Source organism: Leucobacter chinensis (genome assembly GCF_019049105.1).
Lineage (GTDB): Bacteria > Actinomycetota > Actinomycetes > Actinomycetales > Microbacteriaceae > Leucobacter_A > Leucobacter_A chinensis.
This window is the reverse complement of sequence record NZ_JAHQZR010000001.1, coordinates 402,404-414,412: the sequence shown is the minus strand read 5'-3', so window position 1 is coordinate 414,412 and position 12,009 is coordinate 402,404. Positions and strand designations below refer to the sequence as shown.

Sequence of the window (12,009 nt, the reverse complement as noted above, 5' to 3'; positions counted from 1 at the left end):
AACGACGCCAACGACGCCAACGACGCCAACGACGCCAACGACGCCAACGACGCCAACGACGCCAACGACGCCAACGACGCCAACGATCGAGCATAGCCCGGCAATCGCTTTCGCGGCGGATCACGCGGCACGATCCGCCGCCAGATTCGACCGGCGAGGCCGCGAGACCCGCTACCGTCGCAAGCGCTTGCGCAGCACGTCGATGCGCGCCTGCAGCTGGGTCACCGAGGCGCTCGCGACGAGCGGCCCGCCGCAGATGCGGCGCAGCTCGTTGTGGATCTGGCCGTGCTGCTCACCAGTGGTCTTCGCGTAGAGGCCGACGAGGCTGTTGAGTAGTTTGCGCTGCTCGCCGAGCGTGCGGTGCAGGGCTTGCGGGGCCTCAGCCTTTTCGGGGGCGTGCTCGACGATGCCCTGCCGGTTCGCGCTGCGCTTCGCCTGGCGTGCCTGGCGCTGCTGCAGGAGAGCCTGCACCTCGTGTACGTCGAGCAGGCCTGGCAGCCCCAGGAAGTCGAGTTCTTCTTCGCTGCCAACCTCGGCGTAGCCACCAAACTCGGCGCCATCGAACAGGGCCCGGTCGAAGTGGGCGTCTGACGAGAGCGCTTCATAGACGAACTCGTTCGTGAGCTCGTCTGACGCGCGATCCTCTTGGTTGGCGGCGTCGAGCATTGACGCTTCGAGATCCCAGGTGTCGCCCTTCGCGACCATGTCGAGCACGTGGCTGCGCTCTTTCTCGAGCTCGGCCGAGAGCTGCATGAGCGTGGGAACATTCGGCACGAACACCGAGGCAACCTCGCCGCGGCGGCGCGAACGCACGAAACGGCCGATGGCCTGCGCGAAGAAGAGCGGGGTCGCCGAGCTCGTGGCGTAGACGCCGACCATGAGCCTCGGCACGTCGACGCCCTCAGACACCATGCGCACCGCGACCATCCAGCGTGACTCGCCCTCTGAGAACTCGTCGATCTTCGCGCTCGCGGTGTCGTCGTCAGAGAGAATGAGCGCAACGTCTTCGCCCGTGATGCTCTTGAGAATTTGCGCGTAGGCCCTCGCCGAGGCGTGGTCGGTCGCGATGACGAGGCCGCCCGCGTCGGGAACCTGCAGCCTGGTCTCGGTAAGCCGAACGTCGGCGGCGCGCAGCACCTGCGAGACCCACTCGCCTGCGGGGTCGAGCGCGGTGCGCCACGCCTGCGAGGTGATGTCTTTCGTGTTGCCCTCGCCCAGCCGGGCCTCCATGACCTCGCCGGCAGAGGTGCGCCACTGCATCTTGCCCGCGTAGACCATGAACACGACCGGGCGCACGACGCCGTCGGCGAGGGCTCTGCCGTAGCCGTAGTCATAGTCGGTGATCGAAACCCTCGTGCCGTCTGGCTGGGGCTGGTAGAGAGTAAAGGGAATCTCGGCGTCGTCGCTGCGAAAGGGGGTTCCCGTGAGCGACAGGCGCCTCGTCGCGGTGCTGTAGGCCTCGCGAATCGCGTCACCCCAGCTGAGGGCATCACCGCCGTGGTGCACCTCGTCCATGATCACGAGCGTCGGCTCGCGGTCAGTGAGCAGGCGGTGCTGAATTGGCTTCATCGCGACCTGCGCGTAGGTCACGACGACGCCGTGAAAGTGACGGCCGTAACTCTGCCCGTCGGCGTTCGAGTACTGCGGGTTGAGTCTGATGCCAACACGGGCAGCGGCAGCGGCCCACTGCTCTTTGAGGTGCTCGGTCGGGGCAACAACGATGATCTGGGTGACGGTTCGGCGGCCACGAAGCTCGGCGGCGAGCCTCAGCGCGAAGGTCGTCTTACCAGCTCCGGGCGTTGCCGAGGCGAGAAAGTCACGGGGTTCGGTCTCGAAGTAGCGCTCGAGCGCCTCCTGCTGCCAGGCACGCAGCGACCCTGCCGTTCCCCACGGGGCACGGCCCGGAAACGCGGGCGAAAGATGCTCAGCAGCGTGGGTGCCGGGGGTCGGCGAGCCGTCATCCAGCTGCCCTGTCATCTCATCATCCCGTTCGTCCACGACGATCTACATTATCGTAGAGATATGACACCGCTGAATCCTGACATGAATGCCTCGCTTGAATTACCCTGGTCGCGGTATGTCGCGGTCGGCGACTCCTTCACTGAGGGCGTGGGCGATCCCGCTCCGACACGCCCGAACGGCCTGCGCGGCTGGGCAGACCGTGTCGCCGAGGTGCTGAGTGCTATGCACCCCGACGGCGATTTCTCGTACGCGAACCTCGCGGTGCGCGGCAAGCTCGTCGATCAGATCGCTAGCGAGCAGGTCGACGCGGCCCTCGCCTTACAACCCGACCTCATCACGATTTGCGCGGGCGGCAACGATGTCTTGCGCCCTGGCTCTGACCCCGACGAGATCACCGCGAAACTCGAGCGCATCGTCACGAGGCTTGCCTCTGGCGGCGCGACGATCGTCATCTTCACGGCGGTCGACGTGAGCTTCACGCCCGTGTTTAAGAGCATTCGCGGAAAAGCCGCGATCTACAACGAGAACGTTCGCGCGATCGCTGCCCGGCACGACTGCATTGTCGCCGATCAATGGGGGCTCACCGAGCTCAAAGATCCGCGCTACTGGGCTGACGACCGGCTGCACATGAACGCGCTCGGCCACCACACGGTCGCGCTTCGGGTGCTCGACGCGCTCGGGGTTCCGCACAAGCTCACCCCGCTCGATCCGCCTCCCGTCACCCCGCACAGCTGGCGCGAGGCGCGCGCCGAAGACGTGGTGTGGGCTCGCACGCATCTCGTGCCGTGGGTGATTCGCCGGCTGAAGCGCGAGTCATCGGGCGATCATGTCGCGCCGAAGTGGCCCGAGGCGAAGCCGCTGCCCGACGACCTTATTGGGGGCTAGCCGGGTGCCACACCCAGGGCTCGCGCGGTAGTCGAGCCTCGTCGAAGCGTTCGAGCAGCTGCTGGGTCGTCACCCGCGCTCCCTGTTCGTTCAGGCCAAGCGATGCGCCGAGCAGCGACAGCACCGATTGGGCCGTCTCACCCTGCTCAAGCAGTTCGGGCAGCGTCACTGCCCCGTCGCGCTTTGCGAGCCGCTTTGTGTCTGGGCCTAATACGAGCGGAACGTGATGGTACTCAGGCTGCGCGTACCCGAGCAGTCGCTGCAGGGCGATGTGCCGCGGCGTCGAGGCGAGCAGGTCGTCACCACGCACGATCTGGTCGACCCCCTGCCACGCGTCGTCGACGACCGCGACGAAGTTATAGGCGTAGGCTCCGTCGCCGCGCATGATCACGAAGTCGTCAATCACGCCCGTCGTTTCGCCGCAGACGCCGTCGGTGAAGCTGATCTCGCGGTGTGGTTCGTCGAAGCGCAGGCGAAGGGCGGCGGATCGCGGCGCAATACGCCGCCTCGCCTCCCGTCGCTCGCTCTCGCTGAGATCGCGGCAGGTGCCCGGGTAATTGCCGGGTGGCTGGTGAGGGGCAACGGGCGCCTCGAGAATTTCACGGCGGGTGCAGTAGCACTCGTAGAGATGCCCAGCTTCGTCAAGCTGACGAACGATGCCGGCGTAGGCGTCGATGCGCTCGGTTTGCCACACGACAGGGCCGTCCCAGTTGAGCCCGAGCGACGCAAGGTGCTCAAGCTGTGTCGCCGCGGAACCCTGATCACGTGCCCTGTCGAGATCTTCAACGCGCATGACAAAGGAGCGCCCCGTCGAGCGGGCGAAGAGCCATGCGAGAAGGGCTGTGCGCAGATTACCAAGGTGCAGATCGCCAGAGGGGCTCGGCGCGTAGCGGCCCGCCCCTGAATATTTCTCGTGTTGCACCATCTTAGAGTACCGAATGTCAGTGGCACACCGTATTCTTTTGCTCATGACCCACGCAGCTGATCAGCACACCAACATCACGGTTCTCGGGGCACGAGAGCACAACCTCAAGGGTGTCTCAGTCACGATTCCGAAGCGCCGGCTCACCGTCTTCACGGGGGTTTCTGGTTCAGGCAAGAGCTCGCTCGTTTTTCACACCATCGCAGCCGAGTCGCAACGACTTATCAACGAGACGTACAGTGCATTCGTACAGGGGTTTATGCCGACGCTGCCCCGCCCCAACGTCGATGTGCTCGAAGGGGTAACGACCGCCATCATCGTCGATCAGAAGCCACTCGGCCAAGACCCGCGTTCGACCGTGGGCACCGCAAGCGACGTGAACGCACTCTTGCGCATTCTCTTTAGCCGCATCGCGACCCCTCATATCGGTAACCTGCAGGCGTACTCCTTCAACGTTGCATCAGTTTCGGGCGCCGGTGCTGTCAGCTTCGAGAAAGACGGCAAAACGGTCAAAGAGCGTCGATCTTTCTCTGTCACTGGTGGCATGTGCCCGAACTGCGAGGGCCGGGGCCTGGTCTCTGGCTATAACCGGGAGGCGCTTTTTGACGCGTCGAAAACACTCGAAGAGGGCGCGATTCTCGTTCCCGGTTACTCGATGAGCGGGTGGTGGGGTCGCATCTTCGGCGCGCTCTTCGCGCTCGATAAGCCGCTTCGCGAGTTCACCGCCGATGAGATCGACCTTCTGCTGAACGCCGAACCGACGAAGCTCAGCGTCGAGGGCATCAACGTCACCTATGAGGGCCTCATTCCACGCATCGAAAAGTCAATGCTGCAAAAAGATCGCGAGGCCATGCAGGCCCATGTGAGGGCGTTTGTCGACCGCGCCATTACCTTTACCGAGTGCCCAGAGTGCAAGGGCACGCGCCTCAGCGAACTCACGCGATCGTCGCGCATCGAGGGCAAGAACATCGCCGACCTCTGCCGCATGCAAATCAGCGACCTGCTTGAGTGGCTGCCAACCGTGAGCGACGAGCGCGTCGCGCCGCTGCTCGCGTCGCTCACTGCAACGCTGCAGTCGTTCGTTGACATCGGTCTCGGGTATCTCTCGCTTGACCGTCCTGCCGGCTCACTCTCAGGGGGCGAGGCACAACGCACGAAGATGATTCGCCACCTCGGCTCAAGCCTTACCGACGTGACCTACGTGTTCGACGAGCCAACCATCGGCCTGCACCCGCACGATATCGAGCGCATGAACCGGCTCCTACTCGACCTGCGCGATAAAGGTAATACGGTGCTCGTCGTCGAGCACAAGCCAGAGACCATCGCGATCGCCGATCACGTCATTGACCTCGGGCCGGCAGCGGGGGCACTCGGTGGCGAGCTCTGCTACGAGGGTGATGTTGCTGGCCTGAGGGCGAGCGGCACGCTGACCGGCAAGCACCTCGATGACCGGGCAAGTACGAAGCCCACCGTGCGTGAACGCACCGGCTCGCTGCCCATTCGCGGTGCGGCACTGCATAACCTTGAGCAGGTTGACGTCGATGTTCCCCTCGGGGTGCTCACCGTCGTCACGGGTGTCGCGGGCTCGGGCAAGAGCTCTCTCGTGCACGGTTCGATCTCGCCCCAGCCGGGTGTCGCCGTCATTGATCAAACACCCATTCGTGGTTCGCGCCGCAGCAACCCCGCAACGTACACGGGCATGTTCGACGGCATCAGAAGCGCCTTCGCCAAGGCCAATGGTGTGAAGCCCGCGCTCTTCAGCTCGAACTCTGCGGGCGCCTGCCCCGAGTGCAAGGGCGTTGGTGAGGTGTCACTCGATCTCGGTGTGCTCGCCGAGGCCTCGGTTCCCTGCCCGGTGTGTGAGGGGCGCCGTTACTCTGACGAAGTGCTGCAGTACCGTCTTGAGGAGCGCAGCATCGTCGATGTGCTCGCTATGAGCATGAACGACGCGCTCGCATTCGTGCAGCAGCCAGGGGTCAGCGTGCCGAAAGCGAAGACGGTGCTCACGAGACTCGTCGACGTCGGCCTCGGCTATCTCACCCTCGGGCAGCCACTCTCAACACTCTCGGGTGGCGAACGACAGCGCCTCAAACTGGCAATGACCATGGCCGAAGACGCCTCGATCTATGTGCTCGACGAACCAACCACCGGGCTGCACCTCGCCGACGTCGAGCGCCTGCTCGAACTGCTCGACCGCCTCGTCGAGAGCGGCAAGTCGGTCATTGTTGTCGAGCACCACCAGGCGGTCATGGCCCACGCAGACTGGATCATCGACCTCGGGCCGGGCGCAGGCCACGAGGGTGGCCGCATCGTGTTCGAGGGAACTCCCGAACAGCTCGTCAAAGCACATTCGACACTCACGGGAGAGCACCTGGCACGCTACGTCGCGTAAGCTTCGGCCGCCCTGGGCAGTGGGGCCTTAAAGGCCCCACTGCGCCTAAGCCTCGGCAACGCCCCGAAGCCGCGCGTGCAGCGCACGCACACGGTCGCTGAGCTCTGGCGAGGGCCCAGCGACGCGAATGCCCGGGGCAACCGACTGCACCGGCAGCGGCAGCACAGGGCCAGCCGCGATGCCCCACTCGAGGTACCAACCGCTCAGTTGGTCGGTGCTCGTCGCGTAAACGATCGGGCCGAGCCCAACCCACGCGTGCGCAGCCGAACACATCGGGCAGTGCTCGCCGGAGGTGTAGACCGTGGCAATGGCACGCTCCTCAGGGCTCATGTTCTCGGCCGCCCAGCGCGCGATCTCAAACTCTGGGTGCCTCGTGTGGTCGCCTCCCGCCACGCGGTTGCGATCTTCGAAGCGCACAACGCCCTCGGCGTCAACGAGAATCGAGCCGAATGGCTCATCGCCCAGGTCGAGTGCCTCTTCAGCGAGGTCGACGCAGCGGGTCAGGAATCGGGTGTCTTCTTCGGTAAGTGTTCGTGAAGCAGTCATACTCTCACTCCATCACACCCTCGTGAAAGTTACCAGGGGAGCCTCAGCCTGAACACCGAGACTCCCCCGTTTGGCCTGTTACATGGCACGAAGATCTTTGCGCAGAATCTTGCCAGAACTCGACTTCGGAATCACCTCGATGAATTCAACGACGCGCACCTTTTCGTGCGGAGCGACTCGTTCGGCAACGTGATCGATAATCGTCTGCTCGTCGGCTTCAGCCCCCGGCTGCAACACGACGAAGGCCTTCGGCACCTCTTGTCCATCAGCATCAAGCGAACCGACCACTGCCGCGTCGGCAACCACCGGGTTCTCAAGCAGAACCGCCTCGAGCACCGCAGGAGCAACCTGATATCCCTTGTACTTGATGAGCTCTTTGAGTCGATCGACGATGAAGAACTCGCCCTGAGCGGTCATCGTCGCGATATCGCCGGTGCGCAGCCAGCCGTCTGAGTCGAGCATCTCAGCGGTGTCTTCGGGCCGATTGAGGTAGCCCTTCATCACCTGTGGCCCGCGCACCCAGAACTCACCCGGTTCACTCTGCCCATTCTCTGGAACCTCGACATCTTGCCCGGTCTCGGTATCGACAATGCGTCCCTCGGTGTTTGGCAAAAGCAGGCCGATGCTTGAGCGGTCAATATCGGTGCGCTCCTCGGGAATCGAGCACACCACGGGGCTCGTCTCGGTCATGCCGAAGCCCTGGGCAACGACGCAATCGAGACGTTTCGCAACGGCCTCGGCGAGGTGACCGTCGAGCGGGGCCGCGCCAGAGAAAATGACTTTGACAGGCGACATATCGAACTGGTCGACGAGCGGGTGCTTCGCGAGCGCCACGGCAATGGGCGGCGCGATGAATACCCAGGACGTACGATGCTCGGCGATGATCCGCAAAAATTCTGGCAAATCAAACTTGGGCATCGTCACGAGGCCTGCGCGCTGCTTGACCGCGAGGTTGAGCAGCACAGTCATGCCATAAATGTGGAAGAAGGGCAGCACGGCGAGCACGCGGTCACTCGAAGAGAGCCCGATGAGCAAGCTCGTCTGGTGAACGTTGGCCACGAGGTTGTGGTGGGTAAGCTGCACGCCCTTCGGTTTACCGGTCGTTCCCGACGAATACGGCAGCACCGCGAGGTGAGTGAGCGGATCAAACTCGACGTGCGGCGCAGGGTTGCCCTCTTGCAACAGCTGCATGAGGTTCGGGTGCCCCTCGGCCCCGTCGAGAACGATGAGCCGGTCGTCGGGAATACCGACCTCGGCGGCAGCAATCTTTGCACCCTCGAGCAACGGTGATACCGTGACGAGCCAGGTCGCGCCCGCATCTCGAAGCTGGTTCGCGATCTCGGCCGGGGTGTAGAGCGAGTTCAGGGTCGTAGCCGTTGCGCCTGCCCTCAGCATTCCGTGAAAGACCGTCGCGAAGGCTGGAACATTCGGGCAGAGGAGCCCCATTACCGTACCGACATCGACGCCGCGCACCGCAAGTGCGCCCGCGAAACCTTCGACCTGGGCGATAAGCGAACGGTACGTAGTTTCTGCCCCGCTCATGCCATCGATGATGGCCACCTTGTCAAGATCGGCAGCGTCTATGTCGGCAAAGAGGTATTCAAAGATCGAAACCTCGGGAATAGTAATGTCAGCGTATTGGCTGTGGACCATGTGATCTCCTTTGATCATTTGGCGTATTCGTACAACAAGTCGTCGACATTGCCCAGTGTGTCATACATCTTTCAGCTTTGGGCACAGCTGTTGGCGTTTTGTTACCGAATGTTTCCTTGAGCACGAATCTGGTTTGGTACCTGATAGTATGGCGCCTAATGACTTCATATATCTCAATGAAACACCAACTGCTCAACGAGCGACTTGGCACACCGCCCAATGCTGAACTCCTACTCTCGGTGCTCTCGGTGGCCCGCGACATCGACCGCGCCTGCGCTGACATGCTCGCGCCCTACGGCCTCTCTGAGTCGCGCCTCGCGGCGATGCTCGCGATTGAACAGCACCCCTCCATCACCGCGGCCGAGCTTGCCGATCACCTCGAGGTGACCCGGGCCACCGTGACGGGCCTTATCGACGGGATCGACCGCGCTGGGTACGTCATACGGCAAACGTCGGGAAGCGACCGCCGCCGCTCGCAACTGACACTCAGCGAAAAAGGCGAGGCGCTGCTCAATGACCTCATGCCGGTATACAAAACCTGGTTCAAGTCACTCACCTCGAATGTGAACGCCGAAACTCGCGACGCCACTCTAGGCGCACTCGGTGAGTTGCATGACGCACTCGAAGCGGGAGGCCGCTCGTGACTCCTCCCGGAGCTTCATCCCCCTCGAAGGTGAACCACGAACACCAAGCTCTGCTCAATACCGGCGCTGTGCAAGCACGCACCCTCAGCGAAGCACTCGCGATTGATCAACCCCTCCTCATGCGCACGGTCTGGCCCGACGCGCCAGACGCACTACACCGGGCGGTCGCCGAGGCCGATCCGCTCGGCATTCTGCAGCGCATGCGGCACATCGGCACCGCGCTCGCGGCGTTCGCCTCCCCTCAGCAGCTCGATGCTCTCTCGCGGCACTCCTCTGACACCGTTCGCGGCTGGGTTTGCTTCGCACTCGCCGTGAACGATGAAGTGCCCCCAAACACCCTCTTACGCGTGCTCGAGCCATTCGCTGACGACACGCATTTCACCGTGCGCGAGTGGGTGTGGATGGCAGCGCGCCCCACCCTGGTCGAGGAACTCGAGACGAGCATCACCCTGCTCACGCGTTATACCTCGCACCCGTCGCCTCGTATGCGCCGTTTTGCGAGCGAGGCACTACGGCCCCGTGGGGTGTGGGCATCGCACATTGCCGCGCTCAAGCGTAACCCCGACATGGGCCTGCCGCTCCTTGAACCATTGCGCTCAGACCCAGAAAAATACGTGCAAGATTCGGTCAGCAACTGGATTAACGACGCCGCAAAAGATCAGCCCGACTGGGCTCGCGAACTCTGCGCACGGTGGCTGGCCGAGAGCCCCACCCCCGCGACGGAGCGAATCGCGAAGCGGGGGCTGAGGTCACTCACCTAGACCTGATTAGCTCATCAAGACGATGCCGTAAACGGCAAACAGCACGAGGTGCGTCGCGCCGTGCAGCGCGGTCACCCTGCGCGCCGAGAACGTCGCGAGCGTCAGCAGCAGCGTCAGCCCGAGCATCACGAGGTTCGCAGGAGACTCGGCGAGCACCACTCGCTGCCCCGTGAGCATTCCAACCACGAGCACCGCAGGAATCGTCAGCCCCACCGTCGAAACGAGTGCCCCGTGGCACAGGTTGCTCACCCGCTGCGCCTCGCCTCCGAGTGCGGCTCGCACCGAGGTGAGCGACTCTGGCAAGAAAACGATCATCGCAATGATCACGCCCGCGAGCGCAATCGGAGCCCCGATGCGATCAAGCCCGTCATCGAGCAGCGAGGCCATATCGTGCGAAAGTAGCACGATCGGCAACACGGTGACGATCAGCAGCACGAATCGCGTGATGATCTCACCCTTGTGCCGCCCAACGATCACCCGCAGCGGATCGCGCCCGGCTTCACCCGTGGCCTGCGTGGTCGCTGGCCCTGCGGCTTCTTGTTGCCCCGGCGCCCTCTGATCGGGTGTTTGCTGGTCGGGCGCTTGCTGACCAGTTCTCGTTGCGCCAACGAGCATTTGGCCAACCATCGCCCCGCCGCCCCTGGCACCGTTCTGGCCTGAGCGCGCTACGAGATCGGCTGGGTCACGAAAATCGTCGGCCTGCGCGCCCATTTGGCGCACAAGAAAGAATGCGTACAGCCCAATCGTGAGCACGATGATGGGAATCTCTTGCCCCGTTGTATACGCCCCGTCGACGCCGACAACCGCGGGCAGCGCAAAGGCAAGTCCGATGAGCACGACGAGCATCGCAAGGTAAGCAGAGACACCGGTGCGGTTAACCCGCATCGCACCTCGCTTCAGCCCGCCCACGAGCAGCGAGAACCCAACCACGAGGTTGGTGATAATCATCGAGACCGCCATCACCGAGTCGCGCGCGATGGTCTCATGCTCGCCAGGGCCGAGCATGACTGCGGTAATAAGAATCACCTCAATCATCACGATCGAGAGGGTGAGCACGAGCGAGCCATAGGGGTCGCCGAGCCGGTGCGCAAGCGCCTCGGCCTGCTCAACCACGCCGAACGAGCACAAGAGAATCACGGCGACGATAGCGGCGAATGTGCACCACAGCACCGGGCTTGAAACCGAACTGCCGAGCACGGAAGCACACAGCGTGAGCACGACGAATGAGCCCCAGCCCACGGCGATACGAACGAGATCGATGGGACGAACCCACGCATTTCGAAGAGTGTGTTGCATGATCGAAATCTTTCCCTCGAGGTCGTCCTCGAAGAAGAGCGTCATCAGCCGGGTCGTCCCGCCTGGCCGGCTTCTCGCGCGGCTACGACAATCGTAACCGATGTCTCTGTGCGGCGATCGGTTCCTGAGCATCGCCGACTAAGCATGGCTCCGTCGAGCCGATACGCCACGTGTGAGTTAGGCAGCTCCGGCACCACGCACCAGGCCCATCAGCAAGTCAAAGAGTCGCTAGAAACACCAAACGGGAACCCGCCACATGAGTATGTAACGTGTTCCCGTTCGGTGATTCGGTGGGCGATGAGGGACTCGAACCCCCGACCCTCTCGGTGTAAACGAGATGCTCTAACCAACTGAGCTAATCGCCCGGATGCGCATTTGCAACTCTGTAAGCATATACACAGTTGGCACCCCACCGCAAAACGGGGTGCCAACCGCGTGTCGCACACCCTAGAGTTTCGCGAGAGCCGCCTCGTAATCGGCGAAGTTGCGTGGCTCTGACGGCGAAGTCTCGAACGAAGCCACGATCTTGCGATCCTGGCCGATCACGACCGTGGCGCGGGTTGCGATGCCACCGTCTTCGGCAAAGACACCGTAGTCTTTCGCGACGCCACCGTGCGGCCAGAAGTCTGAGAGCAGCGAGAACTCGTAGCCCTCTTCTTTAGCCCAAGCAGCAAGCGTGAACTTCGAGTCAACCGAGACACCGAAGAGGCGCACCTTCTGGTCGTCAAACATTGCGAGGTTGTCACGCAGCTCGCAGAGCTCTCCGGTGCAAATGCCCGAGAACGCGAGTGGGAAAAACACGAGCACAACAGGCTGCTCTTCGAGCGTTTCTGACAGGGTCACCTCTTCGCCGAGGTGGTCAACAAGGGTGAAGTCGGGGGCAAGTGTGCCAGCTTCAAGAACCATCGGTACTCCTTCTCAAATCTTTTCTACGCGTCATTCGCACCT

10 protein-coding genes and 1 tRNA gene are annotated in these 12,009 nt (G+C 63.0%); 4 read left to right on the top strand and 7 right to left on the bottom strand.

Annotation, left to right across the window (positions count from 1 at the left end):
* Positions 1 to 171: 171 nt before the first annotated feature.
* Positions 172 to 1,977 carry a DEAD/DEAH box helicase gene (locus KTJ78_RS01925; protein WP_217132116.1) on the bottom strand — a complete coding sequence of 602 codons (1,806 nt, stop codon included), beginning with the start codon at positions 1,975 to 1,977 and terminating at the stop codon, positions 172 to 174.
* A 45-nt stretch (positions 1,978 to 2,022) separates the two neighbouring features.
* Here KTJ78_RS01925 and KTJ78_RS01920 point away from each other — a divergent pair, with 45 nt between their 5' ends.
* Complete coding sequence (locus KTJ78_RS01920; protein ID WP_217132114.1) at positions 2,023 to 2,847, top strand: SGNH/GDSL hydrolase family protein; 825 nt, start codon at positions 2,023 to 2,025, stop codon at positions 2,845 to 2,847.
* Here the strand turns inward: KTJ78_RS01920 and gluQRS are convergent.
* Positions 2,834 to 3,769, bottom strand: a complete 936-nt coding sequence (gene gluQRS, locus KTJ78_RS01915) for a tRNA glutamyl-Q(34) synthetase GluQRS (RefSeq protein WP_369807930.1) — start codon at positions 3,767 to 3,769, stop codon at positions 2,834 to 2,836. The two genes, KTJ78_RS01920 and gluQRS, sit on opposite strands and share 14 nt — an antisense overlap.
* A gap of 46 nt (positions 3,770 to 3,815) precedes the next feature.
* On the opposite strand from gluQRS, the gene KTJ78_RS01910 reads away from it, so the two are divergent.
* Positions 3,816 to 6,161 (top strand): ATP-binding cassette domain-containing protein, encoded by a 2,346-nt coding sequence (locus KTJ78_RS01910; RefSeq protein WP_254259236.1) that lies wholly within the window; start codon positions 3,816 to 3,818, stop codon positions 6,159 to 6,161.
* Positions 6,162 to 6,206: 45 nt separating this feature from the next.
* On the opposite strand, the gene KTJ78_RS01905 is transcribed toward KTJ78_RS01910, so the two are convergent.
* Positions 6,207 to 6,707: a nucleoside deaminase gene (locus KTJ78_RS01905; protein ID WP_217132111.1), complete on the bottom strand. Its 501-nt coding sequence runs from the start codon at positions 6,705 to 6,707 to the stop codon at positions 6,207 to 6,209.
* Between the two features lie 78 nt (positions 6,708 to 6,785).
* Entirely contained in the window at positions 6,786 to 8,360 is a 1,575-nt protein-coding gene (locus tag KTJ78_RS01900; RefSeq protein ID WP_217132110.1) for an AMP-binding protein, read from the bottom strand.
* 158 nt (positions 8,361 to 8,518) lie between these two features.
* Here KTJ78_RS01900 and KTJ78_RS01895 point away from each other — a divergent pair, with 158 nt between their 5' ends.
* Both KTJ78_RS01895 and KTJ78_RS01890 read left to right on the top strand, forming a co-directional pair.
* Entirely contained in the window at positions 8,519 to 9,004 is a 486-nt protein-coding gene (locus KTJ78_RS01895; protein ID WP_217132109.1) for a MarR family winged helix-turn-helix transcriptional regulator, read from the top strand.
* A gap of 29 nt (positions 9,005 to 9,033) precedes the next feature.
* Positions 9,034 to 9,765: a DNA alkylation repair protein gene (locus tag KTJ78_RS01890; protein WP_369807929.1), complete on the top strand. Its 732-nt coding sequence runs from the start codon at positions 9,034 to 9,036 to the stop codon at positions 9,763 to 9,765.
* Positions 9,766 to 9,771: 6 nt separating this feature from the next.
* Here the strand turns inward: KTJ78_RS01890 and KTJ78_RS01885 are convergent, their stop codons facing one another.
* The 3 genes from KTJ78_RS01885 to KTJ78_RS01875 form a co-directional block, all read right to left on the bottom strand.
* Positions 9,772 to 11,061 carry a calcium:cation antiporter gene (locus tag KTJ78_RS01885; RefSeq protein WP_217132106.1) on the bottom strand — a complete coding sequence of 430 codons (1,290 nt, stop codon included), beginning with the start codon at positions 11,059 to 11,061 and terminating at the stop codon, positions 9,772 to 9,774.
* A 291-nt stretch (positions 11,062 to 11,352) separates the two neighbouring features.
* A tRNA-Val gene (locus KTJ78_RS01880) sits at positions 11,353 to 11,426 on the bottom strand.
* A gap of 82 nt (positions 11,427 to 11,508) precedes the next feature.
* On the bottom strand, positions 11,509 to 11,967 hold the full coding sequence (locus KTJ78_RS01875) for a peroxiredoxin (protein WP_217132105.1): 459 nt from the start codon (positions 11,965 to 11,967) through the stop codon (positions 11,509 to 11,511).
* Positions 11,968 to 12,009: the final 42 nt, after the last annotated feature.